Source organism: Candidatus Hydrogenedentota bacterium (genome assembly GCA_012730045.1).
GTDB lineage: Bacteria > Hydrogenedentota > Hydrogenedentia > Hydrogenedentales > CAITNO01 > JAAYBR01.
This window is the reverse complement of sequence record JAAYBR010000051.1, coordinates 1-22,132: the sequence shown is the minus strand read 5'-3', so window position 1 is coordinate 22,132 and position 22,132 is coordinate 1. Positions and strand designations below refer to the sequence as shown.

General features: G+C 68.0%; 14 protein-coding genes and 1 pseudogene. 5 read left to right on the top strand and 10 right to left on the bottom strand.

What is annotated here, in order from left to right; genetic code table 11:
- Window positions 1–893: 893 nt before the first annotated feature.
- The gene (locus GXY15_05315; GenBank protein ID NLV40631.1) at window positions 894–1,361 is read left to right on the top strand and encodes a DUF3160 domain-containing protein; all 468 of its coding nucleotides are present in this window, start codon (window positions 894–896) and stop codon (window positions 1,359–1,361) included.
- On the opposite strand, the gene GXY15_05310 is transcribed toward GXY15_05315, so the two are convergent.
- From GXY15_05310 to GXY15_05285, 6 genes are all read right to left on the bottom strand, one after another.
- A complete protein-coding gene (locus tag GXY15_05310; GenBank protein NLV40630.1) occupies window positions 1,276–2,409 on the bottom strand; it encodes a hypothetical protein in 1,134 nt (377 codons plus the stop codon). The two genes, GXY15_05315 and GXY15_05310, sit on opposite strands and share 86 nt — an antisense overlap.
- 78 nt (window positions 2,410–2,487) lie before the next feature.
- Window positions 2,488–3,945 (bottom strand): adenosylhomocysteinase, encoded by a 1,458-nt coding sequence (locus tag GXY15_05305; GenBank protein ID NLV40629.1) that lies wholly within the window; start codon window positions 3,943–3,945, stop codon window positions 2,488–2,490.
- Between the two features lie 121 nt (window positions 3,946–4,066).
- Entirely contained in the window at window positions 4,067–5,047 is a 981-nt protein-coding gene (locus tag GXY15_05300) for an adenosine kinase (GenBank protein NLV40628.1), read from the bottom strand.
- 10 nt (window positions 5,048–5,057) lie between these two features.
- Entirely contained in the window at window positions 5,058–6,254 is a 1,197-nt protein-coding gene (locus GXY15_05295; protein ID NLV40627.1) for a methionine adenosyltransferase, read from the bottom strand.
- A gap of 200 nt (window positions 6,255–6,454) precedes the next feature.
- On the bottom strand, window positions 6,455–8,728 hold the full coding sequence (locus GXY15_05290; protein ID NLV40626.1) for a hypothetical protein: 2,274 nt from the start codon (window positions 8,726–8,728) through the stop codon (window positions 6,455–6,457).
- 164 nt (window positions 8,729–8,892) lie between these two features.
- The gene (locus tag GXY15_05285; GenBank protein ID NLV40625.1) at window positions 8,893–10,092 is read right to left on the bottom strand and encodes an NTP transferase domain-containing protein; all 1,200 of its coding nucleotides are present in this window, start codon (window positions 10,090–10,092) and stop codon (window positions 8,893–8,895) included.
- A gap of 373 nt (window positions 10,093–10,465) precedes the next feature.
- On the opposite strand from GXY15_05285, the gene GXY15_05280 reads away from it, so the two are divergent.
- On the top strand, window positions 10,466–11,443 hold the full coding sequence (locus GXY15_05280; protein ID NLV40624.1) for a hypothetical protein: 978 nt from the start codon (window positions 10,466–10,468) through the stop codon (window positions 11,441–11,443).
- Between the two features lie 308 nt (window positions 11,444–11,751).
- Entirely contained in the window at window positions 11,752–16,323 is a 4,572-nt protein-coding gene (locus GXY15_05275) for a hypothetical protein (protein ID NLV40623.1), read from the top strand.
- Window positions 16,324–16,385: 62 nt separating this feature from the next.
- Here the strand turns inward: GXY15_05275 and GXY15_05270 are convergent, their stop codons facing one another.
- Window positions 16,386–17,822, bottom strand: coding sequence for a sulfatase (locus GXY15_05270; GenBank protein ID NLV40622.1), 1,437 nt, complete (start codon window positions 17,820–17,822; stop codon window positions 16,386–16,388).
- Between the two features lie 20 nt (window positions 17,823–17,842).
- The gene (locus tag GXY15_05265; GenBank protein NLV40621.1) at window positions 17,843–18,805 is read right to left on the bottom strand and encodes a hypothetical protein; all 963 of its coding nucleotides are present in this window, start codon (window positions 18,803–18,805) and stop codon (window positions 17,843–17,845) included.
- Between the two features lie 431 nt (window positions 18,806–19,236).
- On the opposite strand from GXY15_05265, the pseudogene GXY15_05260 reads away from it, so the two are divergent.
- Window positions 19,237–19,446, top strand: a pseudogene (locus tag GXY15_05260) (glycoside hydrolase).
- A gap of 1,408 nt (window positions 19,447–20,854) precedes the next feature.
- Window positions 20,855–21,091: a hypothetical protein gene (locus GXY15_05255; GenBank protein ID NLV40620.1), complete on the top strand. Its 237-nt coding sequence runs from the start codon at window positions 20,855–20,857 to the stop codon at window positions 21,089–21,091.
- Window positions 21,092–21,094: 3 nt separating this feature from the next.
- Here the strand turns inward: GXY15_05255 and GXY15_05250 are convergent, their stop codons facing one another.
- Together GXY15_05250 and GXY15_05245 are read right to left on the bottom strand one after the other, a co-directional pair.
- A complete protein-coding gene (locus GXY15_05250) occupies window positions 21,095–21,418 on the bottom strand; it encodes a nucleotidyltransferase domain-containing protein (protein ID NLV40619.1) in 324 nt (107 codons plus the stop codon).
- Window positions 21,411–21,836, bottom strand: coding sequence for a nucleotidyltransferase (locus GXY15_05245; protein NLV40618.1), 426 nt, complete (start codon window positions 21,834–21,836; stop codon window positions 21,411–21,413). The genes GXY15_05250 and GXY15_05245 overlap by 8 nt, the downstream gene beginning before the upstream one ends.
- Window positions 21,837–22,132 lie beyond the last annotated feature (296 nt).

Genomic DNA, 22,132 nt, shown 5'->3' with positions numbered 1-22,132 from the left:
GCCTCCGCACGCTTTATCGGTGTTCATCGGTGTTCATCGGTGGTTCCCCCCTCCGGAACCACTCGCACAATAGGGGGGAGCCGCCAAGGCATGTCTGCGCCCTTAGTCGTGTGCGGGGGAACTGCGCCCCCAAAGAGCGACCACCGATGAACACCGATGAACACCGATAATGAAGAGAGAATGGTTTCCAGCCTCCCATGCTTCCCATACTTCCCCTAACTCCCATCCCCGCCTGACCCGCCACAGAGGCGGTACTTTCTTAGCAGCGAAGCGCGGCCATCTCGTGCCCGCCAAAGTTCCGGCCAGCACGGCGGTCTCGTGAAGAACCGAACGTCAACGCGTCATGGCGAGCCCCTGACCGCCGTGGGTGGGGATTATGTAAATGACTCTATGGATACGGGTGTCCTTTCCCTCTTCACCCCGGAGGGGTGAGGGCCGTTAGCCGGTGGTTGAGCGAAGCGACACCACCGGGACCGGGTATCTCCCCCCCCCTTCTGGCACCCCGGCAGGGGTGCAGGACTCCGGGGCCAACGGGGACCGACGTGTCCTGAACCCCTGCCGGGGTTCTTAATAAATGGGAGGGGGGACGCTGTCCGGTGGTATCGCTTCGCTCAACCACCGGCTAATGTCCTGCATCCCTCCGGGATGCCCAAGACTTTCGTATTTGGCCATTTCCACGTTTGGCAGAGAGTAACCGGGATCTTGCGGCGCGGAAGAATGCGTTTACTTCATTAGCAGCGAAGCGCGGCCATCTCGTGCCCGCCAGGACTCCAGCCAACGCGGCGGCCTCTTACGGGAACGCCCCCGGTCCGCGCGCCTTGTCTTTCTGAGTGGTTTCTCACATAATACCCCCGGTGCTGGCCGCATGCGGCCTGCCAAACGGAGGGACGGTCATGGCAACAGATCGGGGGTTTTGCGCGCGTGTGCTGCGGGGGGTGGCGGGGGTGCTGCTGCTGGGCGCGGGTCTCACGGGGCGAGCCGCGGCGGAGGATGTCGTGGCCGACCTCGGGGCGGTGCGGTTCGTCGAGCGTTTCGAGGGGTCCGACTCGGGCCGGGAGCTTCTCAAGCGCAACGGCTTCGCGGTGGTGCCCCGGTTCTACCACCGCATGTCGGGCCCCTACGCAGACATGGACACCCCCCATTTCATCACCACCGACTCGGTCCACAACACCTTTCACGTGATCTTCGAGACCCTGCTGAAGGAGGCGGAGGCGGGATGGGTGCAAACCCTGAAGCAGCTGTCTCCACACGCGGCCGCCAGGCTCTTTGCATCAGTCAACGATGTCCATCTGCACCGTCCGGGGAAGGGCCAAGCAGCGTTATCAGTTTCTCTTTCCGCATCTCTTCTGGCAATACCATAACAACACGGACAACATCTTCTTCGCAGTCCCGAAAGACCCAATCGGAGTGTTTCCTGTCCCGCGTGTACAGGACAACAGCGGTCGCCATTGATTCAATATCCCGGGTCTCGGCCAAGGCAAGAAAGATCAGCCGGGCGGTTCGGATGAAGCGGTCCAATTCCTCCTTCTTTACACACTCCCTCGAACACTGGTCAAACTTCTTCCGCAGGGGGGCATAGTGGCGTTCCAGCGCCGCAACGAGCAGGGGTGCATCCAATCTTCCAGGCACACCCACGCCCTGGGCCGCCTCCAGCGCGCCCATGACCTGCTCCAGGGAACCCTCCCGCAGGGCTGCGTTCCATTCCTGCGGCATCTCGAAGGGTTCCCCCCGGTCCGCCTTGCGCCTCATCTCCACCGCCCGCCACACCTCCGCCTCAGGGGCTGGTGCCTTTCCCAACGCGCGGGGCACCCTCCCCTCCTGTACGGCATAGACCCACGAGTCTTGGAAAGTGTGCCGGGTTCCACTCCGGCGGAGGACCAGAAAGTACTCCTTCCCCTCCTCCAGCGTGCCGACATATTCCCACTCCAAGTCGGCCGTCACCTCCATCTCCGAAGGCAGACCCGCCGGATCGCCGCGCACACCCTCCAAGGTCACGGTCGTGGGAAGCGGGGACAGTTCACGGCGGAGAATGTCCCCGACCAGCAGCTCCCGGTCGTGGTCCACCCGGCGCACCACCGCCTGAACCACCACGAGATCTTTGACGTCGGCCGCCTGGCACGAGTACGTTCCCCTCATTGCCTCAAGAATCGTGGGGTAGAAGTAATCCACGCACATGAAGCCCGCGGCGCTCTCCCTCCGGATCTTCAGCAGGGACTGGGTGTCTTCTTTGGAAAGCCGCTCCCGCAGGACGCCCTCGAGTTTCGCGCGGTCCACCCTGGCGTCCTGGTCCTTGTGCAGGGCGAGCAGCTCATCGAGCGGCTTCTGCTCCAGGCGGCCCGCGCCGTGGGCCAGCACGCAGACACACACGGCCAGCGCCGGAAAGGCGGATTTCCACCCACTGCGGCCCATGACACAACCTCCCTTGCCGGAGGACGCGCCCCGCGCGCGCCTCTCCCGGCGTCATCATAGGCTATTGCACGGCGTCCGTCAATACCGGTAGGTGTCGGGCTTGTAGGGGCCTTCCACGGGGATGCCGAGGTAGTCGGCCTGCTCGGGGGTGAGGGTGTCGAGTTCGACGCCGAGCTTGCCGAGGTGCAGGCGGGCGACCTCCTCGTCGAGTTTCTTGGGCAGGGTGTAGACCTGGCCGACCGCGTACTGGTCCGGCTCGGTGAAGAGGGCAATCTGGGCGAGGGTCTGGTTGGTGAAGGAGTTGGACATGACGAAGGAGGGGTGTCCGGTGGCGCAGCCGAGGTTGACCAGCCGCCCGCGCGCCAGCAGGATGAGCTCGCGGCCGTCGGGCAGGACGAACTTGTCCACCTGCGGCTTGACGTTGACCTCGCGGATGTCGGCGCTCTGCTCGAGGTGGGCCACGTCAATCTCGGAGTCGAAGTGGCCGATGTTGCAGACGATGGCCTGGTCCTTCATCATGCGCAGGTGCGCGCCGGAAATGACCTTGTAGCACCCCGTGGCGGTGACGAAGATGTCGCCGATCTTCGCCGCGTCGTCCATCTTCACGACCTGGTAGCCCTCCATCGCGGCCTGAAGCGCGCAGATGGGGTCAATCTCCGTGACGACGACGCGCGCGCCAAGGCCGCGCATGGCGTCCGCGCAGCCCTTGCCCACGTCGCCGTAGCCCGCCACGACGACGACCTTGCCCGCCACCATGACGTCCGTGGCGCGCTTGATGCCGTCGGCCAGCGACTCGCGGCAGCCGTAGAGGTTGTCGAACTTCGACTTGGTGACGGAGTCGTTGACGTTCATGGCGCGGGTGCGCAGGCTCCCCTCCTTCATCATCCGGTAGAGCCGGTGGACGCCCGTGGTCGTCTCCTCGGACACGCCGATCCAGCCGGCCGCCGTGCGGCGCCACAGGCCGGGGTCCTCGCCATGGACGCGGTGGAGCAGGGAGTCCACGATCTCGATCTCGCGGTTGTCGCGGCAGACGGGGGGCAGCGCGCCGGTCTTCTCGAAGTGCTCCTCGAACTCGCAGCCGCGGTGGATCAGCAGGGTCGCGTCGCCGCCGTCGTCCACGATCATGTTGAGCGTCTGCCCGCCGGGGAAGGCCATGGCCTGGTAGGTGCACCACCAGTACTCCTCCAGCGTCTCGCCCTTCCATGCGAAGACCGGAACGCCCGACTGGGCGATGGCCGCCGCGGCGTGGTCCTGGGTGGAGTAGATGTTGCAGCTCGCCCAGCGGACCTCGGCGCCGAGGGCCTTGAGGGTCTCGATGAGCACCGCGGTCTGGATGGTCATGTGGAGGGAGCCCATGATCCGCGCGCCCTTGAGGGGCTGCGCGGCGGCGTACTGGGCGCGCACCGCCATGAGGCCCGGCATCTCCTTCTCCGCCATCTCGATTTCCATGCGGCCCCACGCCGCGAGGCCCATGTCCGCCACCTTGAAGGGCAGGGTGCTGTCGGTTTCGGGGATGATGATCGGTGCCACAGCCATGGGGTCCATCCTTTCGGGTTCGCGCCGCGCCGGAAAAAGGCCGACACGCGCTTGCATCACGTTTTCATTCATTGTAACAACCGGCGCGGCCGGTTTGCAGTCCGGCGGGCCGAAAAAGGGGTCAGGAATGGCCGATCCGGGCGTGGATCCGGGCCCAGCCGCCGGCGTCGGGCTGGGCGCCGAGGCATTTCACGGTCTCCGCGCCGAGCAGCGAGGCCAGCTCGCCGCAGCGGGCCGCCGGCCAGCCCTGGAGCCAGCCGTAGAGGAAGCCCGCGGCCCAGCAGTCGCCCGCGCCCGTGCTGTCCACGGCGCGGTCCACGGGTTCCGGGGCCACGCGCACCGTCTCGCCCCGGTCGCGCAGCCAGGCACCCTCGGCCCCGAGCTTGACGGCGACGGTGCCGCAGTGGGCGGAAAAGGCGTCCAGCGCCGCCGCCGGGTCGTCGCGGCCGATGAACTCGCGGGCCTCGTCCTCGTTGGCGAAGACGGCGTCCACATAGCGGTCCAGCAGGCCCGGCAGGGTGTCGCGGAAGGCGCGGACGATCTCAAAGGAGCCCATGTCCAGGCTCACGGTGCACCCCGCCTCCTTGGCCGCGCGGAGGGCCGCCTCGGCCAGCGGGGGGTTGAACAGCAGGTAGCCCTCGATGAAGGCGTGGGCGCAGCCCGCGAAATCGGCCGGGCCGAGTTCCTCCGGGCGCAGGAGCAGGCTCGCGCCGAGGTCCGTGCGCATGGTGCGCGCGGCGTCCGGCGTGATCATGCTCAGGCACCGGGCCGTGTGGCTTTCCGGCGCGCGCTTGAAGCGGCTGGTGTCGCCGCCGCAGGCGGCGAAGGCGTCGAGATAGTAGTCGCCGTCGGCGTCCCCGCCCACCTTGCCGACGAAGGCCACGGGCAGGCCCAGCTTGGCCAGCGCGGCGATGGTGTTGGCCGCCGCGCCGCCGGGGGCGCGGGCGGGCGGCTCGGGCAGGGACTCCACGAGGGCGCGCTGCTCGTCCGGGGAGACCATGAGCATGCCGCCCTTCTCGCCGGGCACGCCGGCCAGAAAGGCCTCCGGCACGCGGGCCAGGAGGTCCACGATGGGCGCGCCGACGCCGATGACTTTCCGCATGACGCGCCTCCTACTTTACGGCGCTCTTCAGGGCGTCCACCTTGTCGGTCTTTTCCCAGGGGAAGCAGTCCCGGCCGAAATGGCCGTAGGCCGCCGTCTGGCGGTAGGACCAGCCCTTCGGGGCGAGCAGGCCGAGGTCGCGGATGAGGGCGGCGGGGCGGAAATCGAAGAGGGCGCCGTCCTCCAGCACCTGCTGGAGCCGCTCATCGGACACCGTGCCGGTGCCGTAGGTGGACACGTTGATGCTCATGGGCTTGGCCACGCCGATGGCGTAGGCCACCTGGATCTCGCACTTGGACGCGAGGCCCGCGGCCACGATGTTCTTCGCCGCGTAGCGCGCGTAGTAGGCCGCCGACCGGTCCACCTTGGACGGGTCCTTGCCGGAGAACGCGCCGCCGCCGTGGGAGCCGACGCCGCCGTAGGTGTCCACGATGATCTTGCGGCCCGTGAGGCCGGAGTCGCCGTGGGGGCCGCCGACGACGAAGCGCCCGGTCGGGTTCACATAGTACTCCGTCTTGTCCGTGAGCAGGCCCGTCGGCCCGAGCACGGTCTTGACCACCTCGACGAGGTCCGCGCGGATCTGGTCCAGCGGCACCTCGGCGGTCTGGTGGGACACGACGACGGTGGTGATGGCCCTGGGCTTGCCGCCCTCGTAGTACACCGACACCTGCGATTTGGAGTCGGGCCGCAGGTAGGGGATCGTCTTCGCGCGGCGGATGTCCGCCAGCTCGCTGAGGAGCTGGTGGCTGAACTGGATCGGCGCCGGCATCAGCTCGGGCGTCTCGTCGCTGGCGTAGCCGAACATCATGCCCTGGTCGCCCGCGCCCTGCTCCGTGTAGAGGCCCTGGCCCTCGTTCACGCCCTGGGCAATGTCCGGCGACTGGCCGTGCAGGCAGTTCATGTACAGGAAGGTGTCATAGCTGAAGCCGACCTCGTCCCCGATCAGCGCGCGGTCGTAGCCGATGGCCTTGACCACGTCCCGGGCGATGCGCTCGGGGTTGACGCCGTCCCAGCCCGCGCAGGTGATTTCCCCGGCGCTGGCGACAAAGTTGGTGGCCGCCAGGGTCTCGCAGCCCACATGGGAGTTGGGGTCCGCCGCGAGGCACGCGTCGAGGATGCCGTCGGAAATCTGGTCGCAGACCTTGTCCGGATGCCCTTCGGACACGGACTCGGAGGTGAAAACGTGGTTCGAGGTCAGCTTGCTCATGAAAAACCCTTCTCCCGCCGGGAAACCGGCGAATTTCAGACCGTCTCCGGAACAGAGCACGGCCCTAGCCACAGGGGAAACAAGGGGGAATAATACCCGATTCCCGGGGGGAATGGCGAATCAGAGGGATAGAGGCCTCAGGCTTCAGGCTTCAGGAAGAAGGCTTCGAGCTTCGGACCCTAAACCCTCGACCCTAAACCCTAGACCCTGCCGCCCAGCCGCCAGGTGTTGCCCTCCCGTTGGATGGTAACCCCCGGCGCAGCCACTGCGGAATCGCCCAAGTCCAGCAGCGCGCCGGTCCAGGGACAGCGCAGTTTCGGCGCCGCGCCGGTCTCGCTGGTGATTTCGACGGAGACCACCGCGCCGTCGCGGCGTTCGGCGGAGACCGTGAAGGCGCCCTGGGCGCGCAGGTCCTTGAACCGGGCGTCCTTCCATGTGTCCGGCACCGCCGGGAAGACCTCGACCACGCCGGTGTCGCTCTGGAGCAGCATCTCCTGGAGCCCCGCGGCGTAGGCGAAGTTGCCCTCCAGCGTGAAGGGGCGGTAGGTGAACTTGCTGTGCCCCTCCTTGGTCTGGTCGCCGTTGCAGTGGAAGCCGTTCCGCAGGACGAAGGCCCGCGCGAAGGTCTCCAGCGCCTTTTCGGCCCGCACGCCGTCGTGCATCCGGGCGTGGATCGAGGAGAGCCACGAGAAGCTGTACCCGCACCAGTAGTCCGTGCCCAGGCGGTCGAGGGTCTCCATCGAGCCCTGCCAGACCCTGAGCGCGTCCCCGCCCTGCGAGGGGTCGTAGAGCCCCAGCGGGTGCAGGGCCATGAGGTGCGAGAAGTGGCGGTGGGACTCCTTCAGCGGGATCCCGGCGGCCACCGACAGCCCGCCGTTTTCGTCCAGCGCGAAATCCGGCAGCTCCGCCAGCACGGCGCGCCAGCGCGCGGCCTCATCCGCCTGCTTCAACTCGTCGGCCAGCTCCGCCGTCGCCGCCAGCAGCCAGCGCATGAGCGCCAGGTCGTAGTTGGTGACCGACGGAAACCACGCCTCGGGGCGGTTGTCGTTGATCTCGGGAGAGGAGCTGAGGGGCAGGGTGCGTTTGCCGTCCGAACCGCGCTCCGCCGTCACGGCCTCGATGAACACCGCGCAGTCGCGCAGCCACGGGAAGGCCCGCTCCTCCAGAAAGGTCCGGTCCTGGCTGAATTTCCAGTGGAGGTAGAAGTGGTGGGCCAGCCACGACGCCGTGGTGGACGAGTGGGTGTACTGCCGCCAGCCGCCGATCTGGTTGTTGTTCAGGTCCGCCGTCATGGGCACGTTCAGCCCCGGCTTCCCGAAGAACCTCTGCGTCCAGTCGCGGGCGTTTTCGCGGTTCTTCCAGAGCCATTCGAGGTAGCCCAGCCCCTCGTCCAGCCGGTTGCCGCTGTAGCAGGGCCAGTAGCTCAACTGCGTGTTCAGGTCGTGGTGGTAGTCGCCCTTCCACGGCGGCAGCTTGCCGTCGTCCGCCGTCCACGGCCCCTGGAGCGTGATCGGCGGGGCGTCCCTGCGCGCCGCCGCGCCGAACTTGTAGGTCTCCAAATACCACTGGCGCTCCACAACGGGGTTGGGCACGGTGAGCCAAGTCCGCTCCCACCACGCCCGCCACCAGGCCTCATGGGACACGCGCAGGGCGGCGCGGGCCTCGTCCGCCAGCGCGGCGCGCACGCGGGTCTCGGCGATTTCCGCAGGGTTGTCGCCGTCGAAGGTGCTGGACACGGACCACGCGCCGAGCCAGCGGCCGCCGTCCGTGCGCCATGCCAGATGAACGGCGAACCGGAACCCGCCCCAGCCCTCCTGCTCGTAGGCCTGGAAATCATCCCCCGAACGGGTCTTCGATTCGGGATAGCCCAACTGCGCGAGGTCGCCCATGGAGATCGCCGGCTTCGCATCGCCGGGCGCCTGCCCGCCGAAGGCGGGGGCCTTCAGGGACACCTCGAGGTCTTCCACGCCCTCCAGTTCGATGAACCCGACGGGCTCCGTGGGGTGAATCCAGACCCGTGCCTGAACCTCGCCCAGGTCCGCCTGCGCCGTCGCGTCAGACAGCGAAAGCCGCGCGTTCCGGAAGGCGGCCTTGGGTTTCTTGGGCGTGAGCTCGATGCGGCCCGCGGGGATTTTCGTGGGCGCGGGACGGTGGTACGGGTTGTCGTACAGCGCCTCCAGCTCCTTCACCCGCCCCTCCTTCTCCCACTGCCGCATCGTGGTGTAGGTGTACTCCGGCGAGTGGTACTCCGGCACGGGCCGCAGGTCCCACAGATCCGTCCGGTCCAGCGAAATCCGCAGCGGCGCCCCGTCCCCCCACACCAGCGCGCCCAGAATGGCATTCCCCAGCGGAAAGGCCTCATCCCACACCGTGGCCGGCGTTTCGTAAAACAGGTCATGCGCCGGATTCATCCACGGCGCATCCGCGGGCGCGGCCGCCGCCGCGCACACCATCAGGGGAAGCAGAAAGGTCATGGCGGGTCTCCCGTTGGGCCAAAGCCGCCGCAAGCCTACTTCAGGCCGGAAGGGGCGGTCAAGAAGGCGCGGGCAGCCTCCCCACCCAGTGCTCCCGGTCCATACTGTCCACATCGTCCATATCGTCCACTCTGTCCACGGACGCACACGGACGGGGTGCCGTCCTACCCGTCCAGCACATCCCCGCGCACGACGGCGCCGGGGGCGGTGGCGGTGCCGGGCCAGAGCTTCCGGCCGGGGTAGATGGACGTGTTGATGCCCGTGTGGACGTCGTCGCCGAGGACGGCGCCGAGCTTCTTGCGGCCCGTGTCCACGAGCGCGCCGCCGACCAGGGACCGCACGGGCTTTTGGTCGTGGCGGAGGTTGGCGGTGATGGTGCCGCAGCCGAGGTTGGCGCGCGCGCCGAGAATGCTGTCGCCGACATAGTTCTGGTGCGGGGCGGCGGCGCCCTCCAGGAAAAGCGAAGCCTTCACCTCGCTGGCGTGGCCGACGATGGCCCCGTCGCACAGCACGCTGTACGGGCGGATCCAGCAGTTGGGGCCGATGCGGCAGCCGCGGCCGATCCACACGGGGCCGTCTATGACCGCCCCGGCGCGCACCACGGTGCCCGCGCCGATGAAGACGGGGCCGTTGACCTCGGCCCCGGGGCTGACTTCGCCCTCAATGCCCGGCTCGAGCCGGTGGTCGAGGAACCAGCGGTTCACGTCGAGCAGGTGCCACGGGTAGCCGATGGGCAGCCACGCGCCCCGGGTGCGGACCACGCGGAAGCCGGACGTCTCCGCGAGGGCCTGCACCGCCGAGGTGATCTCAATCTCGCCGCGCTCCGTGGGCGGCAGGCCTCGCAGCACGGGGAACACCTCGGGCGTGAACACATACGCGCCGATGTTCGCCAGGTTGGAGAAGACCTCCCTCGGCTTCTCCACCAGCCGGACCACGCGGTCCTCGGCGTCGGTCTCGTAGATGCCGTAGAGGCGCGGGTCGGGCACCTCCAGGGCCAGCGCGGCGTTCTCCGCCGCCGCCAGCCGCGCCAAATCCTCCCGGTCATACAGGTCGTCGCCGTTCACCACTAGGAACGGCCCGTCCACGGCGCCCTCGCACTGGAGCACGGCGTGCCCCGTGCCGCGCTGCTCCGTCTGCTCCACATAGGTGACGGGCATCCCCTGAAACACGTCGCCGAAGGCGGCGCGGATCATGTCGCCCCGGTACCCCACCACGGCCACCACGCCGTCCACCAGCCCGGACAGGGCCTCCAGATGCCGCTCGAAGACGGTCTTCCCCATCACCGGCAGCAGGGGCTTGGGCCGGGTGAGCGTCAACGGATAGGTGCGGGTGGACTTGCCCGCCGCCATGATCACGGCTTTCATGCGGAATCTCCAGGGGAATGCAGCGCCCCGCTAGAATACCCCGAACCGCGGGGCAAACGGAAATTGCGGCCGGGGAGGTTCCTGAAGGCGTTTCACCACGGAGGCACGGAGGGCACGGAAAAGGGGGAGAGAAGAAAAGGGAAGAAAGGGAAAGGGCGGCAAAGGCTCTTGCAGCAGCATGAACAGGGGTGGACAGGACAGGCAGGATTTTTGCCTTATCCTGTAAATCCTCTCCATCCATGCAGCAACTTTCTTCCGTTCCCTCTCTTCCCCCTTCACCGTGCCCTCCGTGCCTCCGTGGTGAATCCCGCCGGATTCTGGACACCAAAACCTGTCCGGACGGGTCAAAGGACGTGAACTTGGAGACCGGAACATGATCGGAGTCTTGCTGCTTTGCCTAGCGGGGCTGTCGTTTGACGGCGGCCCGCGCATGAACCAGATACAGGTGGTGGGCACGCACAACAGTTACCACAAGCGCCCGTCGGGGCTGGACATCGCCGAAATGGTCAACCCGGAGGCCCGCGACTGGGACTACGAGCACAAGCCCCTGGACGTCCAGCTCGACAACGGCGTGCGGAGCTTTGAACTGGACATCCACCGGACGCCGGAGGGCTGGCGGGTGTTTCATGTGCCCCATCTGGACGAGGAGAGCACCTGCCGCATGTTCGCGGACTGTCTGGCGGTGGTGCGGGCATGGTCCGACGCCCACCCGGGGCATGTGCCCGTCTCCTTCCTCGTGGAGCACAAGGCCGAGGGGCCTGTGCTGGACCGGTCCATCACCGAACCCACCGCCGCGGACCTCGACCAGCTGGACGCCGAGGTGCGCGCCGCCTTTCCCCCGGACCGGCTCATCACGCCGGACGATGTGCGCGGGGACTTCGCCACGCTGGAGGAGGCGGTGCTGAAACGCGGCTGGCCCACGCTGGACTCCGCGCGCGGGAAGGTCTTCTTCATCTTCCATGAGACGCGGGAGCTGCGGGACCTGTACGCGGAGGGACGGCCCTCGCTGCAGGGACGGGCGATGTTTGTGAATTCACGCCCCGGCCGGCCCGATGCGGCGGCGATGGTGCGCGACAACACCGCCCACCCGGAAACCCCGGACCTGGTGCGCCGGGGGTACTGGGTGCGCGCCACGGCGGGCGGCCCGGGAAGACGCGGCCTGGCGGAGGCCAACGCCCGGCTGGAGCGGGCCTTCGCCTGCGGCGCGCAGATCGTCAGCAGCGACTACCCCCCCGGCGAGTCCCACGCGGAGACGGGCTACATGGTGGCCCTCCCCGACGGCAGCCCCGCCCGCTGGAATCCGGTGAACCCGCCGATGGACACCTCCGCGCCGCCCGAACCCGCACGCTGACCCCGCGCCGGGGGAACACAGGAACTGGCAGACAGGAATGTCTGCCCCACTCAAGATAAGGCAGACCTTCCTGTCTGCCACTCTGGACTGCTCCCCACTTATTATTGCGAACAATACCCAATAACTAGATGTGTTTTGTGAGAATACGGTGCATACAAAAACGCCGCCGGTCTCCTTCAACCCATTTTCATACATTCGCCTTGACGGCTGGCAAATGGTGTGGTAGATTTCGAGCAGGCGGGGGGGAGTAACCCCGTCCTGCGGTGCTCATCGGTCAGGGTTCGGCGTCTGGCGCCCGGGAGATGGTTATGGCGGTGTCATGGGTTCGGGGAATGCGTCTTGCGGCGGTAGCCGCCTTCAATCTTTGTTTTCTGTCCACAGCCTGGGCGGGGGCGCCGTTCCTCATCAAGGATATCACCACGTTCCCGGCGGACCAGACCCCGTATTTCTCGTTCGTTTGGCCGGTGGAAATGGCGTCCATTAACGGGTTGCTCCTCTTTTCGGGGTGGGACGCGTACAACGGGACGGAGCTGTGGTGCAGCGACGGGACGGAGGCGGGCACCCATCTTCTCCGGGACCTGTACCCGGGGCGGCAGGGGTCGTCGCCCCAGAGCCTCATGGTGTTCGACGGCATTCTTTATTTCTCCGCGCACACCTGCTATGGCAGGGTGCTTTGGCAGTCCGACGGCACTCCGGAGGGCACGAATGTCGTTCTCAATGTGTACATGGAAATGATGCAGGCGCGCACGGTGAACTGGGTGGACATGGGGTCGTATTTCTTCTTCCGGGGATTCACGTTCGGCGAGGGGGATGAACTGTGGCGCAGCGACGGCACCCCCGGGGGCACCCGGCTGGTGAAGGACCTCTCTCCCGGCTTCACCGAACGGTATCCGAACAGCTCCATCCCCCAGAACTATCTCCGCCTGGGTGACCGACTGCTTTTCTGCACAGGGCCCAGTTACGCCTGGACACCCCATGCCAGCGACGGCACCCCCGGGGGGACCGTGCCCCTGGGGACGTCCGGCGTCTTCAGCAACGGGTTCACCCGGCTGGGCGACCAGGCCTTCTTCCTCTCGAAGGTGAATGGCGCCGGCGAATACATGCTGTACCGGACCAATGGAACGCCTGCCGGGACCGTTTTGCTGGACCAGTTTTCCGGGGACGACTGGATGAAACCCATCGCCGCCGTGGAAGACCGGCTGGTCTGCGCGCGGCAACAGGAAGGCCAAAACCCGGAAGTGTGGTCCATGAACACCTCCGGCGGAGACCGCCAGCTCCTTTCCCCCTGGCGGCTTTCAGTGCAGCCGATCCGGTCGCCCCATGTTTTCGGGGACGCCCTCTACATGGACCTGCACGGCGGGGGGATGCAACGGGCGCTCTTCCGCACTGACGGCACCACCGCCGGAACCGTGCTGGTCGCGGATTACGGCAGTGTCAGTGTCCCCAGCGAATCGGCGATCCCGGCCTTGACGGTTGACGGGGCCTTCTTCTTCATGGCCCCCTCGGTGAAGTTCTCCGACTATGCGGTCTGGCGTTCCGACGGCACGGCGGCGGGGACCTTTCCCCTCTTTGCGGGGATACCCCTGACCATGACCGGACACAACGGGGAGTGCGCCTGCATCACCCGCGACGGGCGTCTGGTGCTGAGCGACGGCACCGTGCAGGGCACCCGCGAGGTTGCCCAGCTCCTGAAGCGGGTGTCCGGAAGCGCCCCTGAGGCGGCGTACCCCGCTGGAAACCGGCTGGTCTACCAGCTAAAGACCCCTGTCAGTTGGGGTTACGATACAGAGGGAAGGGAATACTGGGGCACGGACGGCACGGACGGGGGCACGGAGAGACTGGCGGCCTTCATCGCCGGGGAAAAGGGCGACTGGAACTGCGGCATCAACAAGATGTTGCCCCTGTCCCACGATAGACGGTTGTTTTTCACGGTGAGCGGGATAAACCTGGAGGAGCCGCAGCCCCAAAAGAAATGGCTGCTCTGGACAACCGACGGCACCGCGGCGGGAACGCGGTCGGTGGCCGACATGAGTTGGTTCTCTTCGTACGACAGATACCCCTTCGGAAACCTCACCCAGGATGAGCGGGGCATTCTGGTCGCCACCAACCGAACGGTGGAGGGGGTTTCTGTGAACGGCGTATGGCGCACCGCCGACGGCGTGCCGGATAACATGGAGCTGGTCATGGAGGCGGGATTCCGCACCCCGAGCATAGGGGGCATTCTCGCCCACGAAGGGAAACTCTACGTCATTGAGGTGGGGGAGACGCTGTATCAGACCCCGCCGCGCCCGTATCTCAACCGCTGCTACCTTTATGTGTGCGACCCGCAAACGGGCCAGAAGACGCTGCTCATGGACACCCCGGCCGGCCAGTACACGGGTTTGCAGGCGGCCGGGGGTAAAGTTTGGTTCAAGGTGGAGTGTTCTGGCGCCGACATCCGGACGCGGCTGGGCGTGACCGACGGCACGCCCGCCGGCACGCGGCTCGTCACCGGCCACCAGCCGCCGGAAATGCCCTGGGACGCGCTTTCCACCCGCGAGGACATACTGACCAAGTACTGGGGGCCGGCCGGCCTGACCGCCCTGGGAAATCTGGTGCTTTTCCAGGACGCCACGGCGGCGGAGGGGTATGAGCTGTGGAAAACGGACGGGACCACCGCCTCGATGGTGATGAACATCGGGGAGGGGGGCAGCTACGGGGTGAGCGATGACATTGTCGGCGCGCCGGACACGGTGTACTTTGAGGGGCAGCATCTGGACACGGGCCGCGAACTGTGGCGCAGCGACGGCACGGCGGACGGCACGCGGCTGGTGAGGGACATTTATCCGGGGCTCGCGGGCTCCGCCATCCAGTCGTCCATGGACGTGGGCGAATATCTTCTTTTCGGCGCCGGAGACCCGGAACACGGGATGGAGCTGTGGATGTCGGCGGGCACGGAGGACACCACGGGGCGGCTGACGGACATCAACCCCGGCGTGGCCAGCAGCGGCCCGGCAGCCATCGCCCAGCTGGGGGACAACCTGGTCTTTTTCGCCTCCGACGGCACGGACGCGGGCACGGGGCTTTGGGGCATGCAGCTTCCACTGCTGCAACCCGGCGGGACCGACGGGGTGGGCGTGTCCCCCGCATCCATCCGGTGGATGTGGGAGGATTCCAGCGCCCGCGAGCTGGGGTTCCGGATCTGGTCCGACCCCGGCACAGCGCGCCCGGAAACGCTCCGCCAGGAGACCGCCCCGGACGTGACCTCGTGGCTTGAGACCGGTCTGGCCCCGAATGCCCTGTACACGTTTCAGGTGGCCGCGTTTGAGGAGGGCGCCGCGAGCCTCCGTTCGGCCCCAATCTCCGCGTGGACGCTCATCGAGCCCCTGCGCGGGCTGGCGTTTTCCGCCGAGGGCCCGGACCGGATCACGGTGGCCGCGGCGTCGCCCGCGCCGTCCAACCTCTCCGCCGGGTATTCCGGTCTCCGATTCTTCAACCTGGGCCAGGGGACGGGTTCCTCGTGGCTCCAGGACAACGCGGGCTGGACGGCAAACGGACTGACGGCGGACACGCCGTATGCGTTCTCGGGCCGGTCGCGGAACGGGGAGATGGTGATGACCGCGCCGGTGATCGGCATGGCGCGCACCCTGGCATGGACGGCGTCGGCGCCGGCGGTGGACCAGCCGACGGGGACCACGCTGCGCGTGGCGCTGGGTCCGGCGGTGGGCAACCCGGCGCACACGACCTACGGCATCCGGGTGATCCTTCCCGGGGGCGGCGGGGGCTGGGTGACGGCGGACGGGACCGTGGGGGCGTCCCCGGTGTTCCTGACGGCGGAGGCGTGGGGGGTGACGACGGTGACGGGGCTGGCGGACGGGTCGCCCTACGGGTTCCGGGTGGTGTCGCGCAACGGCGACGGAATCTGGTCGCCGCCGGGTCCGGTGACGACGGGGTGGACGCTGGACGTGACGCCGCCGACGGCGGAGATCCTGCTTCCAGACCGCACCCCGAGCAACGAGGCTGCGGTGCGGTTCACGGTGCGGTTCAGCGAGTCGGTGGGCGACAGCTTTGACGCGTCGGACGTGTCCCTGACGGGGACGCTGGCGGGCACGGCATCGGTCGGGGAGGAAGACTTGGAGTACACGGTGACGGTGTCGCTTTCCGACCTGTCGGCGTCGGGGGAGGTGGGCATTCGTCTTGGCACGGATATCCGGGACCTGGCGGGCAGGCCGTTTGCGGGGATGGAGTCGGCGCGGTACACCCTGCTGCGGTGGGCGGGCTTCGCGTCGCACCCCGACTCCATGCGGCTGTACCGGGGGCAGGACCACCTGCTGTCGGTGACGGTGGGCGCGGGCTATGCCCCCACCGCCTTCCAGTGGTTCAAGGAAACGCCCGACAAGGGGGTGGAGACCGGTCCCGCGGGTCCGGAATGGCCCCTGGAGAATGTGAACGCCGGGCACGCCGGCGCGTACTGGTGCGAGGTGGCGGACGGCGGGATGGTGTATTCGTCGCGCGCGGCGGCGGTGGAGGTGGCGGAGCATCTGGCGATCACGGAGGAGCCCGCGGACGCGGTGGGGTACACGGGCCGGTCGGCGCTTTTCCGGGTGGGGGTGTCCGGGGGCTTCGCGCCGGTGACGTGCCAGTGGCGGAAGGACGGGGCCGTGCTTGACGGCGCCGAGTCACCGGAATGCCGGCTCCATGACGTGACCTTTGCGGACGCGGGCCTGTACAGCGCCGAGCTGTCCGACGGCCACACAGACGTGCTGGAGACGCGCAAGGCGGAGCTGACCGTGATCCCGGGCGCGCCGGCCCTGTCCGGCGCATGGGCGCTCGCAGTAATGGCCGCCCTGCTCGCCGTCATGGGAACCCTGCTGGCGCCGCGCCGTTCCCGAAGACGGTAGACTCGTCCGGATTGCCCCCCCCGGGGCCGCCCCGGGGACGGCGCCCGAACGCGCCGACCGGGTCAGTGGGGCCGGTCGGCGCGTTCCGGGTCGTGTTCCGGATTGCGGGACATCTCCTGCGCGCCGACGCGTTTCCGCCAGGCGGCCAGTTTCGCGTGAAGTTCGGCGGCCTTCTCCGGAAGCGAGGCCGCCAGGTTGTTCCGCTCGCCGGGGTCCGCCTCCAGGTCGTACAGCTCCAGCGCCCCCGGCGTTTCGGGACCATCAATGCTCTTCTCGAACCATTCGATGAGCTTGTACTTTCCCTCGCGCACGGCGCCTGAGGGGCCGATGCCCAGGGAATGATAGTGCGGGTAATGCCAGAAGATGGGCCCCCGGTCCGGCGGCGTTTCCCCGCGCAGGGCGGACAGGACGCTCACGCCGTCCACCGTCTCATCCCGCACGGGCACACCCGCAATCTCGGCAAAGGTGGGAAAAAAGTCCACGCTGCTCATGAGCGCGGCGGATTCGGTGCCGGGGGCGACCACGCCGGGCCAGCGGACGATGAGGGGCATGCGGACACCGCCCTCGTAGAGGTCGCCCTTCGACCCGTAGAAGGGCTTCAGCCCCTCACGGCCGTAGTAATCCCCGTTGTCGGAGAAGAAGACCAGAATGGTGTTCTGCGCCAGCCCCAGGTCATCCAGCGCCTTCATCACGCGCCCGACCTGTCCGTCCAGGGTCTCCACCATGGCGGCGAGCACGGGGTTGTTGCCCCGCTCGTTCGACATGTCCCGCCTGCGCGTGTATTTCACGATGCGCGCCGCCCCCTCCATCTCCGGCTGGTGGACCAGGTTGTGGCCCATGTGGCAAAAGAACGGCCGGTCGCGGTGCGCCTCCATGAACGCCAGCGCGCGGTCCGTGATGGCGCGGGCATTGTGCGCGTCGTAGTCCGGGGCGGCGCCCGCGGCGGCGGTCTCCCTCGCGTCCGGTTTCGCCGTCACCAGCACGTCCGAGAACCCCTGCGTCTCCGGTGTGCCGGGGTCGCCGGGGCGGTACACCGCATCGTTCCGGTCGTCGAGGTGCCATTTGCCGAAATGGCCGCAGGCATAGCCCGCCTCCGAGAGCATCTCCGCGAGGGTGACCTCCCCCAGCGGCAGCTCCTTCCGCCAGTCGGGGGTTTTGAGCTTCGCGTTGGGGAAGGGGTTTCCGGGGATGTAGTCGGTGATGTGGAGCCGCGCCGGATATTTGCCCGTCATGATGCTCGCGCGCGTGGGCGAGCACACCGGGCACGCGGCGTAGGCGTCCGTGAACTTCACCCCCTGCGCGGCCAGCGTGTCCAGGTGGGGCGTCTCGTAGAAGGGGTTTCCGTAGCAGCCCACCTGGTGGCGGCCCAGGTCGTCCGCGAGGATGAAGACGATGTTCGGCTTCTTCCGGTCCGCCCCCCGCGCCGCGGCGGCCCAGCCCACCCCCGCCAGCGCCGCGCCCGTCCGGGAAAGAAACGTCCTTCGGTCCAGTGCGCCCATGACGCGTCTCCTTTTTGGGTCTACTTGGCCTGTGTCAGACAGATGTCCACCGCCCGGTCCATGTTTAAGGGGGCGTCCTTGGGCACGCTGAAAACAAACACCCCGAAGCCCAGGCGGAAATCCTCGCCCTTCCGGACTACCGTCTTGTCCGGCGCGGCGCTGTCGTCGTCTGGGGCGGTCATGGCCTTCCGTGCAAAGGGGTTTGCCACGATGAGGCCGTAGTCCCGCGAGTGGAACCACGACGGCCGGAAATTGCCGGGCGCCGGGATCACCGCCGCGCCCACGGTGCGCCCCCAGATCACCCCCGCGGCGCGGCACCACGCCGCCTGCTTTCCCCAGGTGCCCCTCTCGTCCGCCCCGCCCGCGCTGTTCGACAGTCGGCCGGGACCAAACTTTTTCGCGAGGGGCGAGTCTAGGCGGATGCCCAGCCCCATCTCCTCCTGGTCGCCGAAGACGAAATCCGCGTCGTCGGACCGGAACACGCTGTCACAGGAGAGGATCCACCCCTCTTCCTCCGCCACCCGGACGGACCAGGTGCAGGTCTCCGTGCAGACCGGCGTCCCGCCGCCCGCGCGCCCGTAGCGGTTCACCACAGTGAAGCTGCCGAAGCCGTCCCCCTCGGTGAAGTCCCCCTCGAACCTCACATGGCGGACGGGGGCCTTGTTGCGCCAGAAATCCTCCCCGCCAAGGTCGCCGAAGGCCAGCCAGACGCCCGGGTGAAAGGTCGCGTGGTCGTCGTTGCCCTTGTAGGTCACCGGGTCCGGCGGACAGGGCCGGGTGACCCGCTCGCCGTTAAGGGTGAACACGTCACGGAAATGGGGGCGCGGGATGTCCCGGTCACCCGTGTGATAGACCGCGACGGCCTTGCCGTCCACCAGCACACGAAGGAGGGCATCCCCGGCATGCTCAAAGCGCACCGGAGGCCCGGCGAACGCCGCGTTCGCAACGGCGAGCACAACGAGGGGAAGAAACCGTGCGCGCATGTCGCCTCCTTGGATCCTGTGCCGCACATGATGACGGTTCCGGGCGGCGGAGTGCAATGCCGGCGGAGGCATCCTGACCGCCGGGGGCCGAAGCATTGGCGGGAACGAGATGGCCGCGCTGCGCCGCGAATGAAGCAAGTCGGCGAGAACGCCCGCAAAGTTGACACGTCCTCTTGGCACGTTCTTTGATCCAACGAAAACCCCAAGAACGCGGCAAGATGCCGCGTTTCCGGCCCTCCCGAAGCCCTCACTTCATAGACAGAATTCCCGCCCACGGCGGTCAGGGGGCAAGCCTGACAGGGGGGACTCTTCAGCCTTGCAATCCCCCTCCTCCATGCCGTCAAATGGCGCCGGACAACCAAAGGAGACGACTCATGAACCCGTTTTCGGCATCTGCGGACGACCCGGCGGCGCGGCGGGCTTTTTTGGGGATGGCCGCGGGCGCGGCCGGACTGGCGGGGGTGTCCGCCTTCGGCGCGGAGGCACCGCCCGCCGCCGCGCCGGTGTTCTCCGTGCGCGATTTCGGCGCGCGGGGGGACGGCCTCGCCGACGACACGGACGCGGCCCAGGCGGCGGTGGACGCCGCCGTGAAGGCCAAGGGGGGGCGGGTGCATTTCCCCTCCGGCTCCTACCGGCTCACCCGGACCATCACCGTCGCCTCCTCGGACCGCATGGACCTCACGGGCGACGGGTTCAGCTCGGTGCTGCTGCACGCGGGGCCGGAGCACTGCCTGGCGTGGAAGGAGGGGAGCGCCTGCCGCGAGTCGTCCGTGCGCGACCTGTGCATCGCCGCCGCCGGGCAGAGCAAGGCGCCCGGGACCGCCGCCATCGCGTGCCTCGGCGGCGCGGAGCGGTCCCTCTTCTCCCACCTGCTGCTCACAAGCGGGGACATCCGCATGGGCAGCGGCATCCTCACCCGCGGGGTGGCCGACACGACGGCCCTGATCCAGTGTGTCATGTGGGGCGTCACCGGCACGGGTCTGGAGGTGGCCAAAGGCAGCGAGGTGCGCCTCCTCGGCGGGCGGATCATCGGGTTCACGCGGGACGAGCACCCCAGCGTGGGCGTGGCCATCACGGGGAACAACGGCGGGGTGCACCTCCTGACGACGGACATCATCGGCCTGGGCACGGCGGTGAAGATCGGCGGCGGCCCGGGCGCGCCGTCCAACCGGGAGATATTCATCACCCACGCGACAATAGACAGCTGCACCCACGGCATCCACCAGACGGACAACGCCTACACCAGCATCGCGGGGTGCTGGGCGGCCTCCTGCGACGAGGAGCAGATCCTCGTGGAGGGGAGGGGCGCGGTCCTCGCCGTGGCCGGGGGCACCATCTTCAACGGCGGCGCCTACGGCAAACCGGGGGGCCATCACGGCATGGTCGTGCGCGGCGGCTCCTTCACCCTGTCCGGGCTCACCATCCGCCACAACAAGGGGACGGGCCTCCTCGTCGAGGGCGACGTGCGCGACTACGCGGTCACCGGCTGCCGCATCGCCGACAACGGCCGCGGCGCGGTCCTGGGGGGGAACAACTTCGTCTTCGCCAACAACACCCTCGCCCGCAACGGCGTCCAAATCGAGGACAACGGCGGTTCCAACAAAAACATCTCGGGGAACGTCCTGACCGACAGGTGAGGGCGTGTTCTTCCGCGCGGACCGGGAGGCGCGTCACTCTGCGCCCCCCATCGCCGGATAGGGCAGGGCTTTTGCGTCCGCCCCGGGCGCGGCAAGCGGCGCCCCTACACCTGAGTGACCGGGTTTTTCGCGGATGCCTGGGGCATGGGCGGGTAGGGGCGCGGCAAGCGGCGCCCCTACGCCTGAGTGACCGGGTTTTTCGCAGATGCCAAGGCATGGGCGGGTAGGGGCGCCGCTTGCTGCGCCCTCTTTCTTCGCGGCGTGACCGCGATCCGGATTGTTCCGCCCAAATTGCCGCGACGGTTCGGAAGGCGTATCGTAGGAAAGGAACGTTGTCTGAACCGGATGAAGAACCGATGAACACGCGGCTTGAAGATGCACGGGAGGCGCGGCGGCTGCTGGAGGGCGCGCCATGAACCGGCCCACACTGGAGGAGCAGCGGGAACTGGTGCGCCGGTGGGAGGAGACGGGCCGGGACCTGGAGCGGCTGCGCCGCGAGCGGCTGCGCGGCATGCCCTACCACTGGGAGGATGTGGACACGCTATTGCGCCTGGGCGAGGACTATGACGGCCCGCCCCGCCTCACCAGCGGGCTCGTCGAGATGCAGCGCCTGTTCATGCGCGCCGCGAAAAATGCGGGGCTGAAGTAGCTGCTACCCGGCGGCCGCGTTTTCCGGCGCGCCCCGCTGGATCACCTCATGCTTCTCCTCGATGCGCCGCTGGAAGGCGGGGGGCAGTTCGCCCCAGACGGCGACGTCCACACTGATCGGCAGGTCGGACTCCGAGAGGGCGTCGCGGAGGCTTTCCAGGGCGCGCCAGTCCGGCGCGGGCTCCCCGCGCAGCACAATGTCGAGGTCGGACAGACGGACCGCGCCCCCGGCCACGCGGGACCCGTGGGCCCACACCTCCCGCGCGGGGAAATGCGCGGCGAGGATGCCCCGGACCATGCCCAGCCAGGCGTCGGGGAGGTCAATCATGGGAACGCTCCAGCCGCGCAAGGAGCCGGCGCGCGTCTCCGGCCAGCAGCAATGCCTGCGCGTACACGATGGCGGCCACCTCCTCGCTGTAGGTGTGGGTGGTGACGTTGCGGGCGTCCCCATGGGCGAACCAGGCTTCGGGGGACTCCACGAGGCCGTGGCGGCCCGCCGTGCGGAAGAGGTCGCGCCGGGTTCGGGGGTTTTCGGCCTCCTCCGGCCCCACATTCTCCAGGACCCAGCGGCGGATGGACTTCCAGCACAGCTCGTAGACGATCTCGAAATGCTGGATGACGGCGGCGCGGTAAGCGTTGCGCGTCACCTCGTCCTGGTCCGCCATGAAGCGGACGTCCTCGGCGCGCGCGGCAAGCTGCTCCAGCCGCCCCACGGCGTTATCCATACTCGACAGGTCAGGCGTCATGCTGCGCCTCCAATGCGCCGCCGGGGGACATCCCCGGTTCCGGCGTCACCACACAGTATATCCCCGTCGGCCCCGGAAAGGATTCCGCCGCGTTTTTTCCTCCTCTTGGAGCGCGCGGTGTCCGCATTCGGGCATTCCGGGAACGAGATCGCTTCGGTCGCTGACGCTCCCTGCTAAGAAAGTACCGCCTCTGTGGCGGGTCAGGCGGGGATGGGAGTTATGGGAAGTATGGGAAGTATGGGAGGCTGGAAACCATTCTCTCTTCATTATCGGTGTTCATCGGTGTTCATCGGTGG